This is a genomic window from Terricaulis silvestris (assembly GCF_009792355.1).
In the GTDB taxonomy this organism is placed as follows: Bacteria; Pseudomonadota; Alphaproteobacteria; order Caulobacterales; family Aquidulcibacteraceae; genus Vitreimonas; species Vitreimonas silvestris.
The window spans coordinates 812,707-835,907 of sequence record NZ_CP047045.1 but is presented as its reverse complement, the minus strand read 5'-3'; the positions used below and the strand labels follow the sequence as shown (position 1 = coordinate 835,907).

General features: G+C 64.6%; 25 protein-coding genes. 14 read left to right on the top strand and 11 right to left on the bottom strand.

The window, feature by feature from the left end; translation table 11 throughout:
- Positions 1-94: 94 nt before the first annotated feature.
- Positions 95-286 carry a hypothetical protein gene (locus DSM104635_RS03960; RefSeq protein WP_158764953.1) on the top strand — a complete coding sequence of 64 codons (192 nt, stop codon included), beginning with the start codon at positions 95-97 and terminating at the stop codon, positions 284-286.
- Positions 287-291: 5 nt separating this feature from the next.
- Positions 292-1,938: a hypothetical protein gene (locus DSM104635_RS03955; RefSeq protein WP_158764952.1), complete on the top strand. Its 1,647-nt coding sequence runs from the start codon at positions 292-294 to the stop codon at positions 1,936-1,938.
- Positions 1,939-1,941: 3 nt separating this feature from the next.
- On the opposite strand, the gene DSM104635_RS03950 is transcribed toward DSM104635_RS03955, so the two are convergent.
- Positions 1,942-2,643: a DUF4386 family protein gene (locus tag DSM104635_RS03950; RefSeq protein WP_158764951.1), complete on the bottom strand. Its 702-nt coding sequence runs from the start codon at positions 2,641-2,643 to the stop codon at positions 1,942-1,944.
- Positions 2,644-2,713: 70 nt separating this feature from the next.
- Here DSM104635_RS03950 and DSM104635_RS03945 point away from each other — a divergent pair, with 70 nt between their 5' ends.
- The 3 genes from DSM104635_RS03945 to DSM104635_RS03935 all read left to right on the top strand — a co-directional run bounded on the left by DSM104635_RS03945 (position 2,714) and on the right by DSM104635_RS03935 (position 4,522).
- Positions 2,714-3,616, top strand: coding sequence for a site-specific tyrosine recombinase XerD (locus DSM104635_RS03945; protein WP_158764950.1), 903 nt, complete (start codon positions 2,714-2,716; stop codon positions 3,614-3,616).
- Positions 3,617-3,785: 169 nt separating this feature from the next.
- Complete coding sequence (locus tag DSM104635_RS03940) at positions 3,786-4,115, top strand: GIY-YIG nuclease family protein (protein ID WP_228445838.1); 330 nt, start codon at positions 3,786-3,788, stop codon at positions 4,113-4,115.
- Between the two features lie 32 nt (positions 4,116-4,147).
- Positions 4,148-4,522 (top strand): hypothetical protein, encoded by a 375-nt coding sequence (locus tag DSM104635_RS03935; RefSeq protein ID WP_158764949.1) that lies wholly within the window; start codon positions 4,148-4,150, stop codon positions 4,520-4,522.
- Here DSM104635_RS03935 and DSM104635_RS03930 read toward each other — a convergent pair.
- Positions 4,519-4,941: a hypothetical protein gene (locus DSM104635_RS03930; RefSeq protein ID WP_158764948.1), complete on the bottom strand. Its 423-nt coding sequence runs from the start codon at positions 4,939-4,941 to the stop codon at positions 4,519-4,521. The two genes, DSM104635_RS03935 and DSM104635_RS03930, sit on opposite strands and share 4 nt — an antisense overlap.
- An 80-nt stretch (positions 4,942-5,021) precedes the next feature.
- Between DSM104635_RS03930 and DSM104635_RS03925 the strand changes: the two genes are divergently transcribed.
- Both DSM104635_RS03925 and DSM104635_RS03920 read left to right on the top strand, forming a co-directional pair.
- Entirely contained in the window at positions 5,022-5,345 is a 324-nt protein-coding gene (locus tag DSM104635_RS03925; RefSeq protein ID WP_158764947.1) for a DMT family transporter, read from the top strand.
- 41 nt (positions 5,346-5,386) lie between these two features.
- On the top strand, positions 5,387-6,220 hold the full coding sequence (locus DSM104635_RS03920; RefSeq protein WP_158764946.1) for an ion transporter: 834 nt from the start codon (positions 5,387-5,389) through the stop codon (positions 6,218-6,220).
- Between the two features lie 64 nt (positions 6,221-6,284).
- On the opposite strand, the gene DSM104635_RS03915 is transcribed toward DSM104635_RS03920, so the two are convergent.
- From DSM104635_RS03915 to DSM104635_RS03890, 6 genes are all read right to left on the bottom strand, one after another.
- Positions 6,285-7,412 (bottom strand): M10 family metallopeptidase C-terminal domain-containing protein, encoded by a 1,128-nt coding sequence (locus DSM104635_RS03915; RefSeq protein WP_158764945.1) that lies wholly within the window; start codon positions 7,410-7,412, stop codon positions 6,285-6,287.
- A gap of 141 nt (positions 7,413-7,553) precedes the next feature.
- On the bottom strand, positions 7,554-7,895 hold the full coding sequence (locus tag DSM104635_RS03910; RefSeq protein ID WP_158764944.1) for a hypothetical protein: 342 nt from the start codon (positions 7,893-7,895) through the stop codon (positions 7,554-7,556).
- 203 nt (positions 7,896-8,098) lie between these two features.
- Positions 8,099-10,168, bottom strand: a complete 2,070-nt coding sequence (locus DSM104635_RS03905; protein ID WP_158764943.1) for a beta-propeller domain-containing protein — start codon at positions 10,166-10,168, stop codon at positions 8,099-8,101.
- Between the two features lie 142 nt (positions 10,169-10,310).
- On the bottom strand, positions 10,311-10,883 hold the full coding sequence (locus tag DSM104635_RS03900) for a DUF1134 domain-containing protein (RefSeq protein ID WP_228445837.1): 573 nt from the start codon (positions 10,881-10,883) through the stop codon (positions 10,311-10,313).
- Between the two features lie 114 nt (positions 10,884-10,997).
- Positions 10,998-12,023 carry a hypothetical protein gene (locus DSM104635_RS03895; RefSeq protein ID WP_158764941.1) on the bottom strand — a complete coding sequence of 342 codons (1,026 nt, stop codon included), beginning with the start codon at positions 12,021-12,023 and terminating at the stop codon, positions 10,998-11,000.
- 75 nt (positions 12,024-12,098) lie between these two features.
- Positions 12,099-13,103 carry an acetyl-CoA carboxylase carboxyltransferase subunit alpha gene (locus DSM104635_RS03890; RefSeq protein ID WP_158764940.1) on the bottom strand — a complete coding sequence of 335 codons (1,005 nt, stop codon included), beginning with the start codon at positions 13,101-13,103 and terminating at the stop codon, positions 12,099-12,101.
- A gap of 155 nt (positions 13,104-13,258) precedes the next feature.
- On the opposite strand from DSM104635_RS03890, the gene DSM104635_RS03885 reads away from it, so the two are divergent.
- Together DSM104635_RS03885 and DSM104635_RS03880 are read left to right on the top strand one after the other, a co-directional pair.
- On the top strand, positions 13,259-14,311 hold the full coding sequence (locus DSM104635_RS03885; RefSeq protein WP_228445836.1) for an HpcH/HpaI aldolase/citrate lyase family protein: 1,053 nt from the start codon (positions 13,259-13,261) through the stop codon (positions 14,309-14,311).
- Positions 14,312-14,373: 62 nt separating this feature from the next.
- Positions 14,374-14,856, top strand: coding sequence for a CIS tube protein (locus tag DSM104635_RS03880; RefSeq protein ID WP_158764939.1), 483 nt, complete (start codon positions 14,374-14,376; stop codon positions 14,854-14,856).
- A 278-nt stretch (positions 14,857-15,134) separates the two neighbouring features.
- On the opposite strand, the gene DSM104635_RS03875 is transcribed toward DSM104635_RS03880, so the two are convergent.
- Complete coding sequence (locus DSM104635_RS03875) at positions 15,135-15,338, bottom strand: hypothetical protein (protein WP_158764938.1); 204 nt, start codon at positions 15,336-15,338, stop codon at positions 15,135-15,137.
- 117 nt (positions 15,339-15,455) lie between these two features.
- On the opposite strand from DSM104635_RS03875, the gene DSM104635_RS03870 reads away from it, so the two are divergent.
- The 5 genes from DSM104635_RS03870 (at position 15,456) to DSM104635_RS03850 (ending at position 19,443) form a co-directional block, all read left to right on the top strand.
- Entirely contained in the window at positions 15,456-15,770 is a 315-nt protein-coding gene (locus DSM104635_RS03870) for a hypothetical protein (RefSeq protein ID WP_158764937.1), read from the top strand.
- Between the two features lie 76 nt (positions 15,771-15,846).
- On the top strand, positions 15,847-16,368 hold the full coding sequence (locus tag DSM104635_RS03865; protein WP_158764936.1) for a hypothetical protein: 522 nt from the start codon (positions 15,847-15,849) through the stop codon (positions 16,366-16,368).
- A gap of 72 nt (positions 16,369-16,440) precedes the next feature.
- A complete protein-coding gene (locus tag DSM104635_RS03860; RefSeq protein WP_158764935.1) occupies positions 16,441-17,664 on the top strand; it encodes a dipeptidase in 1,224 nt (407 codons plus the stop codon).
- 46 nt (positions 17,665-17,710) lie between these two features.
- Entirely contained in the window at positions 17,711-19,030 is a 1,320-nt protein-coding gene (locus tag DSM104635_RS03855; RefSeq protein WP_158764934.1) for a patatin-like phospholipase family protein, read from the top strand.
- Positions 19,031-19,104: 74 nt separating this feature from the next.
- Positions 19,105-19,443, top strand: a complete 339-nt coding sequence (locus tag DSM104635_RS03850) for a hypothetical protein (RefSeq protein ID WP_158764933.1) — start codon at positions 19,105-19,107, stop codon at positions 19,441-19,443.
- Here the strand turns inward: DSM104635_RS03850 and pheT are convergent.
- Together pheT and pheS are read right to left on the bottom strand one after the other, a co-directional pair.
- A complete protein-coding gene (pheT, locus tag DSM104635_RS03845; protein ID WP_158764932.1) occupies positions 19,440-21,842 on the bottom strand; it encodes a phenylalanine--tRNA ligase subunit beta in 2,403 nt (800 codons plus the stop codon). The two genes, DSM104635_RS03850 and pheT, sit on opposite strands and share 4 nt — an antisense overlap.
- Before the next feature lie 178 nt (positions 21,843-22,020).
- The gene (gene pheS / locus DSM104635_RS03840; RefSeq protein WP_158764931.1) at positions 22,021-23,109 is read right to left on the bottom strand and encodes a phenylalanine--tRNA ligase subunit alpha; all 1,089 of its coding nucleotides are present in this window, start codon (positions 23,107-23,109) and stop codon (positions 22,021-22,023) included.
- Positions 23,110-23,201: the final 92 nt, after the last annotated feature.

The window sequence follows — 23,201 nt, the reverse complement described above, 5'->3', positions numbered from 1 at the left end:
GAGGTTACTAGAGTTAACCGCAGAGCCGGGCTGGAACTTCGCCACATTTTGGGGGCAATCTCGCCCGCTCGCAACGGCAGGGGCCAAACGAGAGATGTTTCGACGCAGACGACGCCGCTCTTCTTCGTTTTCCAGGCGCACGCCGCCGCAGCTTAAGTACATCGCCTACGGCGCCTGCGCCGTGGCGGTGATCGGGCTGTTCGTCTTTTTCATCGGGCAGTCGGACACGCTTGCGCCTGAGCCGCAAGAAATCCGCGTGGAAATCCCGGACGCCTTCAAGGAATGACACACATGGTTAATCGAGCACTGGCGGCCGCGGCTGCGTTTACCGCGCTGACGCCGATGGCGGCGTTCGCGCAATCGAACTTGCCGCAGCCGGTGGAGAGCCAAGCGCTGCAATCGCTCGATGCGTGGAGCGTGAGCGCGGTGTCGCGTCAGGACGGCGCGCTGCCGTCGGATTTGTGGACGCGGAGCGATCCGGAATTCTTGGCGCTGGCGTTCGACCGCTTGCCGGCTGTGTATGAATCGCCGGCGACATTGGCGCTGGCGCGGCGCGTGTTGTTCTCCGGCGGCGACGCGCCACGCGGCGATGCAGCACTGGCGGCGCGCAAGCGCTTTGAAGCGCTGGGCAAGATGGGCGCCGCGGATGAGCTTTCGGTGATGGCGGCGGGTTCACGCGCGGCTGCGACCGATCCGGGTGTCGCGATGTTCGCGGCGCAGGCTGAGCTGGCGCGCGGACGGCGGACGGAAGCGTGCGCGCGTGGCCGCAATGCCAATGCCGGCGACAATCCCCCGCCCTTCTTCCTACGCTTGCGCGCATATTGCGCGGCGGTGACCGGCGATCGCGCAGCGGCAGACTTGGCGCTGGAATTGGCGCGGGCGCAGAACGCGGCGGACAATTGGTACACTGGAGCCGTTGCAGCGGCGGGCGGCGCGCCGGGCGCGCGGCCGCCGGCGGCGCAGTACGACAACTCGCTTTCTGCGGCGCTTTCATTGGCGGCGCAGTTGCGGCCAGGCGCGAACGCGTTGGCGAACTCGTCGACACTGGCTTTGGTGACGATTGCGCGCACGGAAAACGCGCCGCAGCCGCAACGGGCGCAGGCGACGGCGCTGGCATTCCGCCGCGGGGCGCTTTCGGCTGAGGAAGCGCGCACGATTTTGGCCGCGACGCCGGCTGAGGTGACGACTGGGCTGCCGCCGATCGTCGTGGCGCTGCGGCGAATTCAAACCGTGACGCCGCCGCCTGCTGCGGCTGGTTCGGAGGCGGGCGTGGTTTCGGTGTTGGAGACATCGGCGGCGATTGCAGACGTGCTGCGCGCTTCGACAGCGCCGGCGGATTTCGCGGCGGCGGCGCGGTTCTTCCACGCGGAGATCGCCGCTTCGACGACGGCGCCGGATGCGGCGTCGGCAGTGCTGTTCGCACGCGCGGCGCTGATCAACGGCGATGCGCAGAACGGGCAGCGCTTGATCGCGAGCGCGCGACAAGCGGGCGCAGATGAGGCGGCGTTGGCGCCGCTCGATGCAGCTTTGGTGGCGCTGGCTGGGCCGCGCGGCGATTCCGGCACGATGGCGATGCATCGGCGGATCGATGCAGCCGGCACGGGCGCGCGAGCGCGTGGTACGGCGCGCGATGTTGCGATACTAGCGGCGCTCGGCGCGCCGGTGGATGGCGGTGTGCAGACGTTCGTGATCGCGAACGCACCGCAGGGCGGTGCGCGGGCTGAGAGCGGCGCGATGTTGGCATTGGCGAGCGCGGTGGAGCGCGGCGCTGTTGGCGAAGGCGCGTTGCTGGCGGTTGTCGCCGCTGGTGAAGGCGGGCCGGCGCGGCTCGATGCAGAATCGGTGGAGCGGATCATTCGCGCACTGCGTGGGCTGCGCTTGGAAGACGACGCGCGGCGGATCGCGGTTGAAGCGATCTTGGCAGGTGCGCCGAGTTAAGCCCTACGCACGCGGTGCGCGGAATAAGCCAATGCCGGTGGCGATGAGCCAGAGGGTGAAGGCCATGAAGCCGGCGATGGTGATGAGGCCGAAGATTTCGCTGGGCTGACCGAGCGCGATGGCGATGCCTTCGTGCGTGCCGGCGGCGATGAGCGCCGTGGCGATGAAACCGATGGTTGCGCTGATGCGCGCGCGTTCGCCCCATTGCGCGAGCGCGAGCATCAGGATGAAGAGCGCGGTCAGCCATTGGCCGAGATGCTCGCCGATGGCGACACCGCCGTATTGGTTGAGGATGTCGAAGGCGCGTTCGGCCGCGCGTTGGGTTTCGGCGTCACCGGCGGCGTGCTGGCGGGCGGGGCCGGGGATGACGAAGACCCAGCGCCAGAGGCCGATGGCTTGCGCGAGACCGGCGAGTGCGCCGGTGATGGCGGCGCCGATGGCGAGCGCGGGACGCTCAGCGACGCGCTGGGGCGTGAGCGAAAGCGCGATGGACACGGGGATGAGCGCGAGTGCTGAGAGCGCGAAGGCGTGCCACGTCATGATCAGCTGCGCGCCGCCGGCGGCGAACAGATCGAGCGCTTCGCCGGGTGGGCCGCGGAGGACGTCGGGGTAATTGTAGGTGGCGGCTAGGACGGAGAACGGGACGTTGAACACGATGGCGAGCGCGATTGCGCTTGCGCCGGTGAGTGGACGCGCCTTGGCCATGAAACTCCCCCTGCTCCGCGGGCGTGTTCCTACGCTCACTTTGCGGCGAAGTCTCTGCTAACGTGGCGGCATGAGCGATTCCGCGCTGATCGAGGCGTTCCTGGAAATGCTCTCCGCTGAACGCGGAGCGCGGGCGAATACGCTCGATGCGTATGCGCGTGATCTGGAGGACGCGAGCGGCGAAGTGCGCGGCGGACTGAAGAGCGCAAGCGCGGAAGCGATCGAAGGGTATGTCGCTGGCATGGGGCGGCGTGGGTTGTCGCCCGCTACGGCGCGGCGGCGGATTTCGGCGTTGCGGCAATTCTATCGCTTCTTGTTGGGCGAGAATGTGCGGGCGGACGATCCGACGTCGCGGTTGGATGCGCCGAAGCGGGCGCGGTCTTTGCCGAAGACCTTGGCGCTGGAAGAAATCGAGCGGCTGATTGCGGTGGCAGAATCGGCGCGGGACAAAGCGCTGATCGAGTTGCTGTACGGCGCGGGGTTGCGGGTGAGCGAGTTGGTGGCGTTGCCGCTGCGCTCGGCGCCGAAGCCGGGGCAAGAGCACATGATCATCGAGGGCAAGGGCGGGAAGGAGCGCTTGGTCGTGCTTGGGCGCCCTGCTCTGGCGGCGCTCGATGCGCACTTGGAAGCGCGCGTGGGTGCGTTGCCGAAGAACGAAGCGCAGCGCGAGCGGGCGGCGCGGTGGTTGTTTCCGTCGGCGAGTGCGGCGGATGGCAAGCTGACGCGGCGGCGGGTGGCGCAGATTTTGGAAGCGGCGGCGGTGAAGGCGGGGATTTCGCCGGCGCGGGTTTCACCGCATGTGCTGCGGCACGCGTTCGCGACGCATCTGGTGGAAGGCGGCGCGGATTTGCGGACGGTGCAGACGCTGCTGGGACACGCCGATATCGCGACGACGCAGATTTACACGCACGTCGCCGAGGGGCGGTTGAAAACGCTGGTGGAGACGAAGCATCCGTTGGCGAAGAAGAAGTAGCTCCACCCATTCCCCGGGCGGCGCGAAGCGGCGAACCGGGGACCCATTAAACGCGGGCCGTTGAGCGTTGACACGCGCTGCCGCCGTTGCGCGTAGTGTCAATCTGCCTGTGGCAAATGGGTCCCCGGTTCTCGGCTGCGCCGAGCCCGGGGGATGGGTGGAGGGACACGTGCGTGTCGATGAGAGCCGCTGCACCGCCGCTTACATCATGGCGAGCCGCAGGCATGGGACACTCTACACCGGCTCGGCGCTCGATCTGATCCCGCGGGTTGGGGATCACAAGCAAGGCGTCGGCTCGAAGTTCGTCGCCAAGTATGGCGTGACCAAGCTGGTTTGGTTCGAGCAATTCATGTCAGAAGCGCGCGATCGAGAGTACGAAATCAAGCATTGGAATCGCGACTGGAAAGTCGAGCTGATTGAGCGAAGCAACCCGGATTGGAACGATCTATTTCCGGTGCTTTCCGGCGCTGAATTGCCAAGGCGGCGTTCCGGGAGTTGAAGTCTCACGCGCGCGATGCAATCTCCTACGCCATGACCAACACCCCTCTTCCGCCCAACGACGCCGGCCGTGGATCGGCGATGATTGTGTACGTACTCTATCTGTTGAGCATTCCGAGCTTTGCGCTGTTTGCGCTGGTGGGCGTGATCGTGGCGCTGGCGGGGCGCGACGGCGCGGGGCCGTTGGCGCGCTCGCACTTGGACGATCAGGTGCGGGTGTGGTTCGTGGCGTTTTGGTGGGCGATCGGACTTGCCGTGATCGCGCTGGTTGGTTGGATTACGGTGTTCATCGGCATAGGCATCCTGATCTTGTGGTTGGTCGCCATCGTCGGCTTCATCGTGATGGTGTGGTTCACAGTGAAGAGCTTCCTCGGGCTGCTCGCACTGCTCGACGGACGCCCGCGCTAAGCGTCGCCGCCGAACGAGACGTCGCGGCGGGCGCTGACGGTCATCACGATGAAGCCGGCCATGAAGTCGACGAGCATCATGATCATAATGAGCGCGAATTCGATGGTGCCGAACGCTGAGTGCAGCAGGAAGAGAATGAAGGCGATGGTGAAGGCGACGAAGGCCAAGCCGTTCTCGACGAGCGCCCAGCGTGAGACCGAGGTCGACTTAATGATCTCGAGGAAGAGCAGCCCGGCGGCCAGCATCACGATGCCGTGGCCACGGGTGACCGCGAACAATGCGCCGCTGGGCAGATAGGTGTTGAAGAACACTTCGTTGAGCGAGGCGCGCACGGCGTCATGCTCCATGGTGAGCGCGACGGCGGCATAGAGCAGCGCCGGGAAGATCAGAAGCGGGATGGCGCGGAGGATTTGCGTCATGGCGGGGAAACACGGCGCTACCGCATCGTGTTCCTGTTCCCTATTGTGTTCGGCGTGAGTTCTTGGCTTCGGAGCAAGCTATGCAAGCGTGGGTGATGTTGGGGCTAGCCGGCGTGGCGGAGATTGGGTGGGTGATTGGGCTCAAATACTCCGAGGGCTTCACGCGGATCTGGTGGTCGAGCTTCACGATCGTTTCGCTGCTGGTTTCGATGGTGCTGCTGGGCTTGGCAGTGAAGACGCTGCCGATTGGCACGGCGTACGCGGTGTGGACCGGGATCGGCGCGGTGGGCGCGGCGATTGCGGGGTTGTTCCTGTTTGGCGAGAGCGCCAATGCGGTGCGGCTGGCGTGCATTGTTATGATCGTGGCGGGCGTGGTGGGGCTGAAACTCGCAACGCCTAGCTGAGCGGGCTTGCGGGCGCGCGCGGTGCGGATGTAATGGCGCGCATGCCGCTGATTAGGCGCAAACACGCGACGGCGAAGGCGTACGTCCACGACTGGCTCGAACCCGACGAGCCGGGCGGGATCAATTTCTTTTCCGGCACGATCATCGCGCTGGTGTTGATCAGCTTGTTCTCCCTGGCGTTGGAAACGGAGGCGTCGCGCGCTGACACCATGCTTGATCCGGCGTGGCTGGCGCCGCTGCAGGCGATCAATCTCGCGGTGGTTTGGATTTTCGCGGTTGAGTTTGCGCTGCGGTTTTGGTCGGAGGGCGAGAACCCGGCGCACGCGGGCGTGATGGGGCGGCTGCGGTTTTTGATGCAGCCGGTGACGATCGCGGACGTGCTGGCGTTTTTGCCGGAGCTGGTCGCGATGGTGTTCTTTCCGGAAGCCAGCATTGCGCTCTTCCCTGCTCTGCGGGCGTTGCGGCTGTTTCGGCTGTTCAAACTGGCGCGTTACGTGCCGGCGTTTGCGATTGTGGGCGCGGCGGTGCGGCGGGCTTGGGCGCCATTGATGGCCGCGCTCTGCGTCGCGGGCGCGCAACTCTATATCGCGGCGATGATGCTGTATCTGATCGAAGGTGAGAACAAGCCGGAAGCGTTTGGCTCGATTGCGCGTGCGATGTGGTGGGCGGTCGTGACGCTGACGACGGTTGGGTACGGCGACGTTTATCCCGAGACGCTGTGGGGGCGCGTGGCGGCGGGGTTTGTCGCGCTCGCGGGTGTTGGCATCGTGGCGCTGCCAACGGGTATTCTCGCCTCGTCATTCGCGGAGGAGTTTCGCGAGCGGCATGAACGCGCTGAACGCGCAGCGGCGGCGCGGCGTGGGGCAGCCGAGTAGCTAGCGGATACAAATAGGGCGGCGAGCAAGCTCGCCGCCCTATTCGCGGTGGGTTGGCGCTGCTCTACAGGATCAGCACATCGCTGGCGACGAGGTCGTCACCGAGCACGCTGGCGATCATATCAGCCACGCCGTCGCCGTTGATGTCGACGGAGAGAACATCGCTGGCGAAGCGAACCTGACCCGCAACACCGCTGAACGCCGCGCCGCCGATCCAAGTCATGTCGATGCCCGTGCCGCGGAGGTCGATGTCGTCAAGGCCGGTCTGGAAGTCCATGACCTTATCGCCGGACTCAACGACGCTCAGCACGAACAGGTCGTTGCCCGCGCCGCCGACCAAGGTGTCGGCGCCTTCGAAGCCGTTGAGCACGTCATTGCCGCCGCGGCCTTCGAGCCGGTTGGCGACCTCGTTGCCCCACAGCACGTCGCGCTGCGAACCGCCGATCCCGTTTTCGATCACCGTGCCGTAGGCGATTGAGAGATTGTCGTAGGCCGTGGCGCGGACGCCGGCGACGCCGGTGTCGCCCTGGATGAAGATGGCGTGATTGCCGGAGCGGATGTTGATGGTGTTGTCGATCTGGGCCTGAGTGAGGGGCGCGAACACCTGCGCTCCGTCCGTCAGTGCCGTGAGGGCGGCACGGTTGGCATTGACGACGGCCGCGGTCGGGGCGGCCTGCGCGCCGGAGCTGAACGCGCCGTCATGCAGGTCCAGGAACACGCTGGCGTTGAAGCCCGACAGGTCGATCGTGTCGTTGCCGCCCGCGTCGTAGATCGAGACGTTGGGGAACGCGTTGCTCGAGAAATCGAACGCGTCGCGCCCCGCGGTGGAGTTGAAGCCATAGATCGTGTCGCCGGCGCGCGTGGTCGGATCGGCGCCATAGATCGATTGCGCGACGTAGATGTCGTGCAGCATCGGCGTCTGTGCGTTGCCGAACAGGAACGTGCTGAAGTCGAGGATCTGCGCGCCCGTCTCCGCCGGCGCCCAATAGGACATGATCGAGTATTGTTCGCTGTCTTGAGCGTATTCGGCGAGACCGAGATAGGAGAGCGGAATGCCTGGCGCGAAGTTGTAGGCGCCGGGGTGCGACAGGCCGATGGAATGGCCCAGTTCGTGGATCAGAGTCGTCGCGCCGTAGCCGTTGAAGCCGAGCCAATTGTTGGTCCAGTTCAGTTCCGGATCGGCGATGAACACATCGCTCGCGAATTTGTAGCCGTGACCCGGCGTGGGATAATACGCATAGGCCTGCGCGGGATCGGCGCTATTGGCGAAGCGGATATCAGCGCCGACGCCGTTCTTCTCGACAAACTCCGGCGCAATCAGATCATCCCAGAATTAGATCGACTGACGCGCTTCGGCCTTTTGCGCTTCGCTGAACGGATTGACGCCGTCGCCGGCGGTGAAGCCGATGGTCGGATTGTTGAACAGACCAGTGAGGTGGTCCATGTTCAAAAAGCTGTAGGTGATCTTCCCGCTATTCACCTTGTCGTGGCTGCCGGAATCGATCTGCACGACGACTTGATCGAGATCGACAACCGGTTTGCCGCGGTAGGTGAAGCCGACGTAATCGTCGAGATTGAAGCCTTGCGGATCGGGCGCGACAAGGCCGTCGACCGTGGTGAGATCTACCTGCCGTCCGACGTGATCTCGCGGGTCATCGGTGTACGCTCTTACCATTGAAGTCCTCCCCGTTCTGACGCTGCCTGCCGGCGCGGTCGGGCGCCAATAAGAGGCGCCGATAAGGAAAAGGCTAGCGTTAGTTGGCGCTTTTCAGATTCCATCTGTGCTGCGTGCGCGAAGGGCGACATTTGTTGACGGGGGCGTCATCGAGCGGAGTTACCGAAGTCTGGGCCGCCACCACGCATCACACGGGTCTAGGCTTAGCGCCCGCGCGCGCCGCGCTCCACGGGCCGCGAGAGGTTCAAACGCTGGCGTTCCTGAATCCGGCCGCCCACGAGTTCGCCTTCGATCAGTTCGGTGGCAGAGAGGCCGAAGACGCGGTTGCCGATGAAGAGCGCGCGGGTGTTGCCGTACCAATCGACGCAACTGACTTCGCAGGCGTAGCTGGAGTCGCGTGCGTTTGGATCGGCCTCGAGTTCGCCGGCGATGCCGAGCTGGTTTTGCGCGTTCACGGTGAGGAAGGAGATGTCGCTGGCTTCTGAGCGCCATGCCCAGCGGTGGCCCTGTTTGACGCGCGTGATGGTGGGTAGGCCCATGATGCCGTCGCCTTCTGGACGAACCAGCGCATTGAAGGCGTGGCTGCGGCCTTCGGATTCGTAACGGTTGCGCAGCACTTGGGTTTGCGCGATGCGCGGCGTGCGGGCGCCGAGATCGAGCAGCGAGACGGAGAGGCCCTCATCGCTGCGATAGCCGGTGAGGATGACGTCGCCGCCGGCGCGTTCGACGCGGATGATGTTGTGCGGCGCTTCGATCACCGTTGCATTGCGCGGCTGTGCGAGCGGCACGGCGACGACGCGGCCGGTAACGTTGGTGAGGCCGCTGTCGGGTTGCGGTGGGCCGGAGCGGTATTGATCGCGCGAGCCGTAGACGACGTGGGTTTGGGTGTAGCGGACTTCGTAGGTCATCGAGCCGGGCGTGGGCGTTTCGGTGTAGCTGCGTTCGGGCGCTTGGCGCGGGGTTGTCGTGAGCGCGGTGAAGGGCACGCGGAAATAGGCCATCTCCGCTTCGGACGCGCGATTGCAGCCGCTGGTGTTCATCGAAAGCAAAGCGCGAAATTCGGTGGCGGAAGAATCCAGCGCGAGCTGGTTGATGGGCTGGCCGCGCGCGTGGATGGCGCGTGGCGAGGCGCCGTTGAGCGGGACCTGGAAGATGGTGGCGGGCAGCGATGCGTCGGCATCGGCGGCGCAGCGCTCGCCCTGCTCGTACGGGTACGGCGTGGTCCAGAGATAAATGTCGGACGTCGAGACGAAGAATTCGCGCTGGCCTGTGCCGACGAAGGCGGTGGTGCGGCATTCGAGTTCGTCGCCGGAGAGATCGCCGCCGAGGGGGCAAACGGAGACGGAGTGCACGACGGGGTTCTGCGTCGATTGCACCGGCTTGTAGATGTCTTGCGCGTCGAACAACGGACGGCCGCGGGTGGTGCGGGTTTCGCGGTCGCCGTCGCTGATCCAGCGGCGGATCAGCGGCCAGCTGACGGCGCGGTTGGGGTTGATCGCGCTCACAGCGAGCGGCGTGTAGATGACGAGATTGCCGTTGACGAGACGTGTCGCGTAGTTCTCGACGTCGTAATAATCGTTCGACGAAATGTAGTACGTGGCTTCGCGCGTGAGCTGGCCATTATCGGCAAGCGTGAACACCGTCACTTCGGAGGCGCGCTCGCGGTACGAGTAGCCAGTGACGAGGACGCGATTGCCGCTGGTGAGAAGCTCGTCGTACCAGGTGTCCTGCCCTGGGTAGCGATAGACGTTGGCGCGGTTGGCGAGTGCGAGTTGTGCGCCGCCGCCGGCGCGCGTGTCGGCGACAAAGAGGCGGCCGTCTTGCAGGATGACGAGGTAGCGGCCGATCTGCTTGACGATGCCGCCTTCATCGACGCCTTGGGTTTGGGTGTTGGTGATGGAGGATGGCTCGCCGCTGCTGGCGCCGTTGTCGGCGCGTTGCGAGACAACGCCGGCCGCGGCGCCAAGCGTTGGTGCGGCTGACGGCGCGACCGAGGGTGGCGGCGGCGGTGGGGGTGGCGGTGGGGGTGGCGGCGCGTTGGGTTGTGCTTCTGCCGCGAAGTTATCTTCATTGCCGCCGTAGCGGCCGCGGCCTTGCAGGCCTTGGATGTCGCGGACGTAGCGGAGGAATTCAGCGTCGCTGGAGAAGCGTTCGAGGCTCGACCACACCGGCGGTTCGCGTGGAATGTTTCTCGGCGTCTTCGGCGCGACCTGCGCCAGAGCCGAAGTTGCCACCAACGTAACGGCCACAGCCGCCAGGACACGCGCCAGCATGAGTATTCTCCCCTCGATGGGAAAGAGACGCTCCCCGATTGTGGCGGCGTTGCGCCGTAAATTGGCGTTTAGAACGGAATCGAACCGCGACAGCGCGCGAATGAAGCGAGCGTGACTTCGCCGCCGCGTGGTTCGACCGGCGCTAGAACGGATTCAAGCGGCGGCGGCGCGAATATGCGAGGTAGCCGATATTGGCGCCGAGGCGGAAGCCGACGCCGGCGCGCATTGGCGCGAGCGTGACGTTGTTGCGGCGCTGGTAGTTCACACCGACGCCGCCAATGAAATACGCCGAACCGTCAACGCCGGCGTAGCGGTGAAAGACCTGATCGGGGTCGGTCATGTTGTAGACCAGGGTGAAGACTTTCGAGGCGTTGCCGCCGGTGTCGAAGCCGACCGATGGGCCTTGCCAGTAGACGCGGGTCAGGCCGCTTTGGCGCTTCAGGCGCAGATGGCCGTCGCCGTACCGGAGGCCGATGCCGATGGCGCCGGAGCCCTCTTCGCCTTGAATGTAGCCGTTGGGACGGCCGAGGTCTTCGAACACATGGCTGACGACGGCGGCGACGCCTTCGGCGCCGGCGCCGAAGAAATTCTCGGCGGCTTCGGTGACTTCCGGTTCGGAATAAGTGTCGTTGCTCTGCGCGAATGCAGTCGCTGGCGCGAGCGCGGATGCGGTGAGGCCAAGCGCCAAGGCGCGGCGGGAAATTTGGTCAGACATGGAGACCCTCCAGGAAGCTTGAACCACGAACATAAGCGCGCGGCTGCGGTATTCAATTGAGCACTTAGTGTGGGCCGGGCGTGAATGGGGTGCGGTGACGACGGTCACGTGGCGCTAGCGGGCGGGGCGCGCGCGGAGATCAAAGACCTGGACATGAGCGCGCGTCCGCACATGCGTCGCCCAGATCAGGCGATCGCCGACTTGGATGTGCAGGCCCGAGTTGGAGGTCAGCGCGGGCAATGCGCCAATGCGTTCGCCAGTGACGAAATCGAACAAGACAGGCTCAAAACGGGTGAGGCCACCATGGTGCGGGTCGGAGTGCTCCGCCAACAGGTAGAGAATGCCGTCGGATAGGTAGGCTTCGGCGAAGCTCGCATCTGCGTCTAGCGCCACCGTGTAGCGAACCGCGAACGTTGCAACGTCGACCACGGCGTACGATCCGCATGCGGCTTGCAGAAGTACGGCGTTTGCACCGAGCGGTTGGAGTGATGGCGGGCAGTTGCGCGTTGGGTCAGGTTCAACGGCGCGTATCGAGTGTTCACGTACTGCGCGGCCGTTTAAGTCAATGACCGTCAGGTGGACCCGTTCGTCCCTTTGGGAAGCCAGCAAAAATCCGTCTTGCAACGGCAAAGACCCGCCGTAGCCCGTCAAAGCGAGCGCACGCTCCTCCACGAACTCCAAATCTGGAACGGTAAAGACCGAGATGCTTTGCCCGTCGCGCGAGCTTTGCAACGCATAGAGCCGGTCGTCCCGAAGGATGAGATCCCTCAACGCCGAGTTCAGACCGATCGAGCCGAGACGGCGCCAGGTGGTGCGGTCATAAATCGAGTAGTTGATGAAGTGGCCATCGGACGCGAGCAGGTAAGCCTGTGTCGCCGCACGCGGCTGAAACCGCACGCCCACAGGCAGGTTTCCGGCGCGCGTGCACTCGCCGGTGACGAGGTTGAGCGCCATGAAGTGATTGTCGTTGCCCCAGCCTCGCGACGTGTAAGCGACGCCTTCGTACTGGAAGGCGTTGCTTAGCCAGCCCAGGCAATCGGTGTCGTACTCGCGTTCGAGCGTCCACGCGGTCGGCGGTTCGGGTTCGGCTTGGCAGCCGCCGAGGATGATCGCCGCACTGAGGATGAGGAGTCGAAGCATTGCGCGTCCAGGCGCATATGTTGCACGCGTTGCGCTAAGGCTCCGTTAGAAGACTTGGTTAGCGGACGCGGCCGTTTAAGCGCTGACGCTGACTTCTTCTTCGAATCTTCCGATGGCGAGGAAGCGGTCGCGGCGTTGGTGGCGGATTTGGTTTTGGTCGAACTCGGCGAACGCGTCGAGGGCGGAGGCGATGGCGGCGCCGACGCTGGCGATGGCGGCGGCGGGTTCGCGGTGCGCTCCGCCCATGGGCTCGGCCACGATTTGGTCGATGACGCCGAGTTCGAGCAAATCCTGCGCGGTGATGCGCATTGAGTTGGCGACTTCCTTGACGCGATCGGCTTTGGGTTCGTCGCCTTCCTTCTTTTTGTAGAGGATGGAGGCTGCGCCTTCGGGGCTGATGACGGCGTAGATCGAGTGTTCGAGCATCAGCACTTTGTTGGCGGCGGCGATGGCGATGGCGCCGCCGGAGCCGCCCTCGCCCGTGATCACCGACACCATAGGCACGCCGAGCGTGAGGCAGCGTTCAGTGGAGCGCGCGATGGCTTCGCCTTGGCCGCGCTCTTCGGCGCCGATGCCGGGATAGGCGCCGGCGGTGTCGACGAAGGTGATGACGGGAAGCTGGAAGCGGTCGGCGAGATCCATCAGACGCACGGCTTTGCGATAACCTTCGGGGCGCGCCATGCCGAAATTGTGCCGCAAGCGATCGCTGGTGGTGCGGCCTTTCTCGTGGCCGAGCACGACGCAGGCGCGTCCGAGAAATTTGCCGGTGCCGCCGAGGATGGCGGCGTCTTCGCCGTAATTGCGGTCGCCGGAAAGTTCGAGAAAATCGGTGACCAAGGCGGCGACGTAATCGCGAAAGTGTGGGCGATCTTGGTGGCGGGCGACTTGGGCTTTCTGCCAGGGATCGAGCTTGGCGTAGATGGCGGCGAGCTGGGCTTCGGCTTTGGTTTTCAGGCGCGAGAGTTCGACGCCTTGGCTGATGGCGTCGGCGCCCGACGCTTCGGCGAGCGCCTGCAGCTCCTCGATCTTGGCTTCGATCTCGGCGACAGGTTTTTCAAAGTCGAGGTAGGTGCGGAGCAAGGTCGGACAGCCCTGGCGGCGGAGGCCCGCCGGAAGGGCCGGACAATACCCGGACAGCCCCTTCCATCAAGGTAAAGCGCCAGCCGGAATAGCTGCATTGCGCCCCGGCGCGGCTCAGATCATGCTGCGGACGCGAACAGATCAGGATCATCCGCGTGAACAAGCCTCCCCGCGCCTTTTTCTCTCCCCTGGCGAGCGGCGCGCCTGCGCCGATGCGCGAGCTGCCGGTGACGCTGGAGCGGATGATCCATTTCGTGCCGGCGCATAATGCAAAGCTGCGGTCGCGCGTGCCGGACATGGCCAAGCAGGTCGATGTGATCCTGGCCAATCTGGAAGACGCGATCCCGGCGGACGCGAAGGACGCGGCGCGCGCGGGCGCTGTCGAGATGGGCAAGAGCTTCGACTTTGCCAGCGCCGGCGTCGGCTATTGGTCGCGGATCAATGCGCTGAACTCGCCGTGGCATCTGGATGATGTGACGACCTTGGTGGGCGAGATTGGCGACAAGCTCGACGTGATCATGGTGCCGAAGGTCGAGGGGCCTTGGGACATTCATTACATGGATCAACTGCTGGCGCTGCTTGAGGCCAAACACGGCGTGAAGCGGCCGATCATGCTGCATGCAATTTTGGAGACGGCGCAGGGCGTGGCGAACGTGGAAGCGATCGCGGGCGCTTCGCCGCGGATGCATGGAATTTGTTTGGGGCCGGCGGACTTGGCGGCGTCACGCAAGATGAAGACGACGCGGGTTGGCGGCGGGCATCCGGGGTATCGCGTTCTATCGGATGCGAACGCGGATGGTGGCGAGCGCGCGTCGGCGCAGCAAGATTTGTGGCACTACACGTTTGCGAAGATGGTCGATGCGTGCGTGATGCATGGGCTGAAGCCGATGTACGGGCCGTTCGGCGATTTCGACGATGAGGCCGCGTGCGAACAGCAATTCCGCAATGCGTACCTGATGGGATGCGTCGGCGCTTGGACGCTGCATCCGTCGCAGATCGCGATTGCGAAGCGCGTGTTCACCCCGGCGGTTGACGAAGTGAAGCTGGCGATGCGGATGATCGAGGCGATGCCGGATGGGACGGGCGTGGCGTTGGTCGATGGCAAGATGCTGGATGACGCGACGTGGAAGCAGGCCAAGGTGATTGTAGACTTGGCGCGGTTGGTTGCGGCGCGTGAGCCGGAGATGGCGCGGGCTTATGGGCTTTAGGAGATGACAAGCCCGGGTAAAGCGCCGAAGACTCAAGTGCGCGGAAAAAGCTGAGGCATGCCATGAAGCTGTTTGCGTTGTTGTTCGCCTTCCTCACCGTCGCCTGCGCGATTGATGCGCTCATGCTGCCAGCGCTTGCGCAGCAGACCGTCCGTGCGATCCCGCCAAGCGCAATGAAGGGCGTTTCGACGACGCCCGCGCCGGTCACGAACACAGACCTTCAGCCAACGCAAACTCCCGTAACAGACGGCGCCGGCGAGCCGCCCGTTGCGGATGAAGAGCGTCCGCCGCCCGTTCGCTTCATCTGGAGCGGACAAGGGCGCGGCGCGGCTCCTAGCGTGGTCGATTCAATAGAAGAAAAGTACACGATGTTCCTGCCCGACGGCGCGCCGGTGCGCGCCGCCGCTGAGGCCGATGTGAGCGGCAAATCCAAGTCTGGGGATGGAGCGATTGTGCAAGGACCGACGTCGACGGACCAACAGACGTACCGTCCGAGCGAATTCCGAATAGACAACGACGATGAAGAGGATGACGACAGCGATTGAGTTCGCTGGACATCCACTCTTAGAGCGCAACGTGCGACCGATCGAACGGTGACACGGGTCACGAGCGCGTGAGCGGCGAGCGCTTACATGCCCTGCCATGAAACCGCTGCATCTTGTTGTCTTGATCGTCGCCGCCATGAGCTATTTCACGCTTTCGGCGATGATCGCGGCGCCGCAGATGTTTGGGCTGGGCGTGTGATGAAGCCGTTTCATTTGGCGGTGCTGGTGGTCGCGGTTTTGAGCTGCGTTGCGCTGACGGCGATGCTGTTCTTGGCGCTCTAGCGGCCGTAGCGATCTTTAGCTTGTTCGCAGCGCGTGGTGAGCATGCGTGTCAGCACGGGATCGGCGCTGAGGCGCTTGGACGCCATGGCGACGCCATCGGCTTCCAGCGCTTTGCCGATCTCTTCCCAAGTGTTGTAGCGGCCGGTGTCGGCCAGTTCGTAAGCGCGTGTGCGCAGAGCTTCGAAGCTCGGTTCGCTCATATCCATCGATCCACGCGCGATGACTGCAATGCGTCGCCTCGCGGCGTCAAACGTGATCGCAGTTCGCGGTACGCAACGCCCGCATTGCGCTCACTGAATACCGTACAAGCACCGCGCGTGCCATCAGCTAAACAGCTTGGGCGCGTGTTCGGCGGTGCTGTGATGGGCTACCTGCAACTGATCGCGACAGTCAAACATTTGGCCGCACACGGGGCAGATAACGATGTGCTCCTCGGCGCTATCGGGATGAATGCCTTGGCAAAGGCTCTCCACGGAATCTTCCGAGCCGGCATCGTAGGCGCGGCTCAGAATCGCGGCGATTTGCCGGAGCCTTTCCTGTCGAGGCGAGGAGCGCTCGCGTTCCATGATCAGTCAAAGCGCGCAGCGCAAGGTTCGGTTCCCATTGCAGAACGCGCGCTGCCTATGTCGTGACGCGTGTCACGACGGCAGGCGCGTACACGGCTTAGGTGAGATGCGAGGGCCCAGTTGGATCCGGGAGGATTTTGGAATGAACATGCGTTCGCTTTGCGCCGCACTGATCGCGACTACAGCGGCGGCGCTGACTTTACCGGCACAAGCGCAAACGATGACCGCGCAACCGCTGCCACAGGTGCAAGCTGCGCCGCCCGCGGCGTCAGGGCGTTTGACCGCGCGCACGATCGACCTTCGGCCGATCCCGTCGCGCATTTCGCACGGTGTCGTATCGGTGCGTAACACCGGCACGTCGGCGTCTGTGGCGTCGGTCATCACCGTGAATTGTCACCGGCCTGGTCAGACCGGCGGATGCGTCGACATTCCTCCGGCTTACATCGCGCAATACACCAACGCGGCGTATCCGAACCGGCTTGTCGTGAACGTGCCGGTGATCCAACCGGGACATGTCTACAATCACAACCTGCCATTCTGGGATGAGATGGATTGGCCGTCCGGCCAAGAGTTCATTTTCGAGTTCGCCGCCGACGCGGGCGGAACGAACAACGAGACCAACGAAGCCAACAATGCCGGCGTGTACAACTGGATCGCGCCCTGATGCGATGAACACGGGGTGACGGGGTAAGCGGGCGCGGCTACGGTCGTGCCCGCTTTCGTTTGGGGACGTAGAATGCGCGCTGTTGCTGCTGTTTTGGCTTTGGGTTTAATCTCGGTGGGCGACGTCGCTTTGGCGCAAGAGGCGCCGACGGCGCGGGAGTTGGCGCGGATCGACCGCATTTTGCGCCGCACGCCGCTGATCGACGGGCACAATGATGCGCCGTGGGAAATTCGCGATCAGCACGGCAACGATTTGAACAATGTCGACTTCAACAACGACACGCGAACGCTGACGCCGCCGATGCACACGGATTGGCCGCGCATGCGCCAGGGACGCGTGGGCGGGCAGTTCTGGTCAGTGTACGTGCCGGCGGATTTGCAAGGGCCGGCGTCGACGCGCGCGGTGCATGAGCAGATCGATTTGACGCGGCGGATGGTGGCGCGTTATCCGGACGTGCTGGAGTTGGCCGATAGCGCCGCCGACATCGTGCGCATCCATCGGGCCGGTCGGATCGCTTCGATGTTCGGCATCGAGGGTGGCGAAGCGATTGATGGCAATCTGGCGGTGCTGCGCGAATTCCGCGCGTCGGGCGTGCTTTACATGACGCTGACGCATTCGAAGACCACGGCATGGTGCGATAGCGCGACGGATGCGCCACGCCATGGCGGCCTCTCGCCGTTTGGGGAGGAGGTGGTGCGCGAGATGAACCGGGTTGGGATGTTGGTGGATCTTTCGCACGTGTCTGCCGATGCGATGCGGGACGCGTTGCGGGTGTCGCAAGCACCGGTGATTTTCTCGCACTCGTCGGCGTTTGCGATCACGCCGCACCCACGCAATGTGCCGGACGATGTGCTGGAGCTGGTGCGCGACAATGGCGGCGTGGTGATGGTGAACTTCTATTCGGGGTTCACATCGACGGAGTTCTGGAATTACGACGCGACACGCAATGCCGAGGAAGCGCGAATCAAGTCGTTCAATCGCGGCGATCCGGCGGCGGTGGTGCGCTTGCTGGCGGAGTGGACGGCGGCGCATCCGGGGCCGCGTGTGGATGTCGGCATCATTGCGGATCACATAGAGCACATCGGGCGTGTCGCTGGGCGCGACCACGTGGGACTGGGATCGGATTTTGATGGCGTGCCGTTCTTACCGGTGGGGCTGGATGGCGTAGAGGATTATCCAGCGCTGCTGGTTGAGCTGGCGCGGCGCGGCTGGAGCGATGCGGAGATCGCGGGCGTTGCGGGTGGGAATTTGCTGCGGGCGCTGCACGAAGCTGAGCGCGTGGCGGCGCGCTCGTAACGCGAGCGGGCTTGCGTTAGTGCGCGGCGGCGTGCGGGGTGCTTCGATGCGGGCGATTGTCTTTGCGTTTGTGATGTTGCTGTCGGCGTGCGCGACGGCTGCGCCGGTGAATGCGCCGTTGGGCGGATTGCGCGCGGATGTGCAGGGCCGTGCGCCGGTGGGCGACGATCTGATCGTGCTGGCGCTCTCCGGCGGTGGCGCGCGGGCGGCTTCGTTTCATCTGGGCGTGTTGCAAGCGTTGCGCGATACGCCGGGGCGCGATGGTCGGCCGCTCTCCGAGCATATCGCGATGATCACGTCGGTGTCGGGTGGTTCGGTGCTGGCGGCGTACTACGCGCAGCATGGCGAAGTCGGGCTCGATACATTCGATAACGCCTATCTGGCGCGCGACTGGCATGTGCGCGGGCCGGCGTCGCCGCTTGGACTCGCTGGCGCGTTTCGTGGCGGCATGAATGGGCCGGCACAGCTCGCGAATTGGCTGGACGAGAATATCTATGACGGCGCGCGGATGAGCGATCTCGGCGCGGGGCCGCGCGTCGTGCTGAATGCGACGGACATTTACAATTCTTCGCCGTTCGCGTTCACGCAGTTTTTCTTCGATGGCTTGTGCAGCGATGTGCGCCAAGTGCGCGTGGCGGACGCGGTGGCGGCTTCGATGGCGGTGCCGGTGGTGTTCCGGCCGGTGCTGATGGAGAGCTATGCGTCGCGGTGCGACGGGCCGCCGGCTTGGACGACGCGCATTCTGGCGGATCGGAACGCGGCGGAGAATGTGCGCCAGACTGCGCGGGCGTTTCAGAATTATCGTGGCAATACGCGCGCGGGGCAGCGTTACGTGCATCTCGAAGATGGCGGCGTGGCCGACAATCTTGGGCTGCTGAGCTTGCAGGTGATGCGCGACGCGGAGGGACCGCCTGCCCCGCTTACGGCGCGCGATGCGCTGCAGGCGCGGCGGGTTTTGTTTCTGGTGGTGAACGCCGAGTACATCCGACCGCGGACGTTTCAGCAGCGTGGCGGCGATGCGATCGGGATGGCGGAAATGATCGTCTCGCCGCTCGACGTGGCGACAGAGGTTTCCAAACGCGCTTCGTTGGATGCATGGCGAGCGGGGTTGCCAGCGTATGAGCGCGCTTTGCGGGCGTGGCGCTGCAGTTTGCCGGAGGATCGTCGCGGCAACGCTTTGCCGTGTGACGATATCAGCGTGAGCATGGACGTGATCACGTTCCGCGATATGGAGCCGGCGGAGTACGAGGCGCTTTACGACACGCGCACCGATGTTTCACTGGAGCGCGAGACGGTGGATGCGCTGATGGCGGCGGCGCGCGGTGTTGTGGCGCGGAATGCGGCGGTGGCGGCGTTTCGGCCCTGACCTGCCAGCCTTCACAGATGACAAACCGATCGATCTCTGCGAAGCTCTCGCGCACGAGGACAGGGATTGACGTCATGAAGCTGGCTAGACTGTCTTTAGCTATCGCACTTCTCGCTTGCGCAGTCGCCGCGCCCGCTTACGCGCAGCAAACGCAATCGACGGCTGGCGCTCAGCAGGACCCGCGCGGGAGAACAGATCGCAGATCGGCGGTCGGCGGCCGTTTCCAGCTCGACGTTTCAGGCCACACGGCCGGATTTGTCGATAAGGTTGGGGGCGAAGAGCAAACGACAGCTCCACCGGTGCAACGGGTTGGCCCAGCGGCTGCCGCAGTTGTCCGCCCCTCAACGGTGCTGAGACCGGGCACAATCATTCTGGCGCCGGTCACGCCCGCTAAGGACGACGACGAAGACTAGCCCCGCAGCGTCCCGCCGGTCGCTTTCATAACCGCTGAGACGATCTTGGCGCTCGCCGCTTCGATCTCGGAGTCGGTCAGCGTTTTTTCGCGCGGTTGCAGCGTGACTTCGATCGCCAAGCTCTTCTTGCCGGCGGGCATGCGTTCGCCGCGGTAGACGTCGAACAGATTTACATCGGTGATGAGCGCTTTGTCGGCGCCGAGGGCGGCGCGGACGACGTCTTGGGCGGAGACGCCGTCGTCGACGATGAAGGCGAAGTCGCGGGTGAGCGGTTGGAGGTCGAGTTTCTCCAACGGTGGTTTGGTTCGGCCCTGACCATTTTTTGGGGCGCGCGGCGCGGGCAACGCGTCGAGGAAGATTTCGAAGGCGAGCGCGGGCGCTTCGACGTTGATGGCTTTGAGCGCGCGCGGGTGGATCTCGCCGTAGTACGCGACGACTTTGGGGCCAAGCTTTAGCGTGCCGGTGCGGCCGGGGCGCCAGTGGGCGGGCGCGTCGGTTGCGGTTTGCAGCGAGGCGACGGGCGCGCCGAGGGCTTCGAGGATGAAGAGCACGTCGCGCTTGATGTCGAAGATGTCGGGTTGCGGCGCCGCGCGCCAATGGCGCGGCGGACGCGCGCGCCAGATTGCGGTGAGCGTGCGTTTTTGGCCAATGTCGTCGGTGTTGGCGTAGGCGGGACCGGCTTCGAACAGGCGCGCGTCGTCGAAGCCGCGGTTCGCGTTTTGCTGCGCGGCGGCGAGGAGTTGCGGGAGCGCGGAAGGCCGCATGCAATCGAGATCGCTGGCGATCGGGTTGGCGACGAGCATGTCTTCGCCGCCGCCGCCGAAGGCTTGCGCTTGAGCGCGTGAGCAGAAGCTCCAGGTGATGGCTTCGTTGTAGCCGAGCGAAGCGGCGGCGCGGCGCGCGAGGCGGGTGCGGCTCTCGCCGATGCTGGCTGGCGGCGGGCGGAAGCCCGGCGCGCGCGGCGGATCGAGCATCGGCATTTTGTCGTAGCCTTCGATGCGCGCGACCTCTTCCACGAGATCGGCCGGACCTTCGACATCGCGGCGCCAGGTTGGCGGCTCGACGATGATGCGTTTGGAGCCCTGCCCTTCCGCGCTGGTTTCGAAACCGAGATCCTTCAACACGGCGCGCACGCGCGTCGGCTTCACGTCGATGCCGGCGAGTTGGCGCACGCGATCGGGATCGAAGAAGATCGGTTTGGGCGGCGCGGGCAGATCGCCGGCGACTTGGATTTCGCTGGGCTCGCCGCCGCAGAGATCGAGGATCATGCGCGTCGCGAGTTCGAGGCCGGGGACGACGAAGGCGGAGTCGACGCCGCGCGCGAAGCGGTATTGCGCGTCGGTGGTGAGCGTGAGGGCGCGGCCGGTTTGGTGCGTGAGCGTCGGATCGAAGTAGGCGCACTCGACCAGGATGTCGGTGGTGGTTTCGGACACGCCGCTGTACTCGCCGCCGATGATGCCGCCGAGGCCGAGCACGCGCTCGTCGTCGGCGATGACGCACATGGCGGGGGTTACGTTGTAGACGTTCTTGTTGAGCGCCTGGAAGCTCTCGCCTTCGCGGCCCATGCGGGCGCGAACGACGCCGTTGAGTTTGGCGGCGTCATAGACGTGCAGCGGGCGCGAGCGGTCGTGGGTGATGAGGTTGGTGATGTCGACCAGCGCGCTGATCGGCTTTTGGCCGATGGCGCGGAGTTTTCGTTGCAGCCACACGGGCGACGGGCCGTTCTTGACGCCGCGAATGTAGCGGCTCGCGAACATCGGGCACGCGGTTGTGTCGTCGGTTTCGACCTTTTGCGGGCATGGGTAGCGGCCGGGCACCGGCATGATTGGCTTGGTGGTTTGCTTGCCGACGCCGGCCGCCGCGAGATCGCGGGCAATGCCGGAGACGCCAAGCCAATCGGGGCGGTTCGGCGTGACTTCGATATCGATCACGGGATCGTTGAGGCCGAGCGCTTCGGCCAGCGGCGTGCCGACTTTGAGTTCGGAATCGAGTTCGAAGATGCCATCGGCGTCGGTGTCGAGTTCAAGCTCAGCGCCGGAGCAGAGCATGCCGTTGGAGACGACACCGCGCACGGGGCGCGCTTCGAGCGTGATGCCGGAGCCCGGAATGTAGGTGCCGATCGGCGCGAAGGCAGTGACGAGGCCGGCGCGCGCATTGGGGGCGCCGCAGACGATCTCTAAATTACCGAGCGCAGTTTCGACTTGGCAGACTTGCAACTTGTCGGCGTTCGGGTGCTTCGCGGCGCTGATGATGCGCGCGACGGTGAACGCCTTGAGCTTCTCGCCCGCGTTCTCGACGGATTCCACTTCGAGACCGGTCATGGTCATGGTTTCGACGATGGCATCGATGCTTGCGTCGGTGGCGAGATGCTCTTTGAGCCATGAGAGCGTGAATTTCATTGTTGCACCTCTGGTCCTCTCCCCTTGTGGGAGAGGACAGCGCGCGCTTGAGCGCGCAGGTGAGGGGTAACGGCGCTGCTTTTGGAAGCATCGAGCCAGTACCCCTCATCTGTCATCGCTGCGCGATGACTGTCTTCCCCCACAAGGGGGGAAGGTCGATGTGGCGACGTTTCGCGCATCACCCCACTCCCTGCGCCAAACCCGGCAGCAAATACGGGCTGAAGCCGTAGTGTTTTAGCCAGCGCGCGTCGGCGGCGAAGAAGTCGCGGAGGTCGGGCATGCCGTATTTGAGCATGGCGAGGCGATCGATGCCCATGCCGAAGGCGTAGCCTTGGTATTTGTCGGGATCGATGCCGCAGTTGCGGAGCACGTTCGGGTGCACCATGCCGCTGCCGAGAATTTCCAGCCAATCGTCGCCGGCGCCGATCTTGATCGTTCCACCGGAACGGTCGCAGCCGACATCGACTTCCGCGCTCGGTTCGGTGAACGGGAAATGGTGCGGGCGGAAACGCAGGCGCACGTCGTCGACTTCGAAATAGGCTTTGATCGCGGCGATCAGCACGCTTTTGAGATCGGCCATGGTCGAGGTCTCGTCGATGACGAGGCCTTCGATCTGGTGGAACATCGGCGTGTGGGTGGCGTCTGAATCTTTGCGGAAGGTGCGACCCATGCAGATCATGCGGATCGGCGGCTTCTGCTTCAGCATGGTGCGCACTTGCACGGGGCTGGTGTGCGTGCGCAGCACCTTGCGCGCGCCGTCCTCGCCCTTGGCATCGAGGAAGAAGGTGTCGTGGGTTTCGCGCGCGGGGTGGTTGGGCGGGAAATTGAGCGCGGTGAAATTGTTGAAGTCGGTCTCGATGTCGGGGCCTTCTTCGACGGCGAAGCCCATCTCGCCGAAGATGCGCGCGAGTTCTTCCATCACTTGTGAGACGGGATGGATGGTGCCGAGGCGCGGGCGCACAGGCGGCAGCGTGACATCGACCGCTTCGCTTTGCAGCTGACGATCGAGCGCCGCCTCTGCCATCACAGCTTTCTTGGTGACGATGGCTTCGGTGATCTTGTCTTTGAGGACGTTCAAGGCCGCGCCGAATGTTTTGCGCTCGTCGGGGCTCATCGAACCCAAGTTCTTCATCAGGGCGGAAATCGAGCCCTGCTTGCCGAGTGTGTCGATGCGCAGCGCTTCCAGCGACGCGTCGTCGTTGGCTTTGTCCAAGCGCGCGAGCAAGTCACGCTCAAGCGCTTCGAGATCACTAGTTGTCGCGTTCATAGTGCGATCGCCTGCTTTCAGGCCGCGCAGCGAGCGATGGGGCGTTCAGCCCTCTCCGGCCGCTTCGCGGCCACCTCCCCGCGTCAGCAGGG

Excerpts from the sequence above, each read along its gene's own strand:
- DSM104635_RS03930 (WP_158764948.1), bottom strand. The coding sequence starts at position 4,941 with ATGACGCAAATCCTCCGCGCCATCCCGCTTCTGATCTTCCCGGCGCTG.
- DSM104635_RS03900 (WP_228445837.1), bottom strand. The coding sequence starts at position 10,883 with ATGTCTGACCAAATTTCCCGCCGCGCCTTGGCGCTTGGCCTCACCGCA.
- DSM104635_RS03905 (WP_158764943.1), bottom strand. The coding sequence starts at position 10,168 with ATGCTGGCGCGTGTCCTGGCGGCTGTGGCCGTTACGTTGGTGGCAACT.
- DSM104635_RS03945 (WP_158764950.1), top strand. The coding sequence starts at position 2,714 with ATGAGCGATTCCGCGCTGATCGAGGCGTTCCTGGAAATGCTCTCCGCT.
- pheT (WP_158764932.1), bottom strand. The coding sequence starts at position 21,842 with ATGAAATTCACGCTCTCATGGCTCAAAGAGCATCTCGCCACCGACGCA.
- DSM104635_RS03865 (WP_158764936.1), top strand. The coding sequence starts at position 15,847 with ATGAACATGCGTTCGCTTTGCGCCGCACTGATCGCGACTACAGCGGCG.
- DSM104635_RS03955 (WP_158764952.1), top strand. The coding sequence starts at position 292 with ATGGTTAATCGAGCACTGGCGGCCGCGGCTGCGTTTACCGCGCTGACG.
- DSM104635_RS03935 (WP_158764949.1), top strand. The coding sequence starts at position 4,148 with ATGACCAACACCCCTCTTCCGCCCAACGACGCCGGCCGTGGATCGGCG.
- DSM104635_RS03925 (WP_158764947.1), top strand. The coding sequence starts at position 5,022 with ATGCAAGCGTGGGTGATGTTGGGGCTAGCCGGCGTGGCGGAGATTGGG.
- DSM104635_RS03920 (WP_158764946.1), top strand. The coding sequence starts at position 5,387 with ATGCCGCTGATTAGGCGCAAACACGCGACGGCGAAGGCGTACGTCCAC.
- DSM104635_RS03855 (WP_158764934.1), top strand. The coding sequence starts at position 17,711 with ATGCGGGCGATTGTCTTTGCGTTTGTGATGTTGCTGTCGGCGTGCGCG.
- DSM104635_RS03880 (WP_158764939.1), top strand. The coding sequence starts at position 14,374 with ATGAAGCTGTTTGCGTTGTTGTTCGCCTTCCTCACCGTCGCCTGCGCG.
- DSM104635_RS03860 (WP_158764935.1), top strand. The coding sequence starts at position 16,441 with ATGCGCGCTGTTGCTGCTGTTTTGGCTTTGGGTTTAATCTCGGTGGGC.
- DSM104635_RS03875 (WP_158764938.1), bottom strand. The coding sequence starts at position 15,338 with ATGAGCGAACCGAGCTTCGAAGCTCTGCGCACACGCGCTTACGAACTG.
- pheS (WP_158764931.1), bottom strand. The coding sequence starts at position 23,109 with ATGAACGCGACAACTAGTGATCTCGAAGCGCTTGAGCGTGACTTGCTC.
- DSM104635_RS03895 (WP_158764941.1), bottom strand. The coding sequence starts at position 12,023 with ATGCTTCGACTCCTCATCCTCAGTGCGGCGATCATCCTCGGCGGCTGC.
- DSM104635_RS03950 (WP_158764951.1), bottom strand. The coding sequence starts at position 2,643 with ATGGCCAAGGCGCGTCCACTCACCGGCGCAAGCGCAATCGCGCTCGCC.
- DSM104635_RS03850 (WP_158764933.1), top strand. The coding sequence starts at position 19,105 with ATGAAGCTGGCTAGACTGTCTTTAGCTATCGCACTTCTCGCTTGCGCA.
- DSM104635_RS03910 (WP_158764944.1), bottom strand. The coding sequence starts at position 7,895 with ATGGTAAGAGCGTACACCGATGACCCGCGAGATCACGTCGGACGGCAG.
- DSM104635_RS03960 (WP_158764953.1), top strand. The coding sequence starts at position 95 with ATGTTTCGACGCAGACGACGCCGCTCTTCTTCGTTTTCCAGGCGCACG.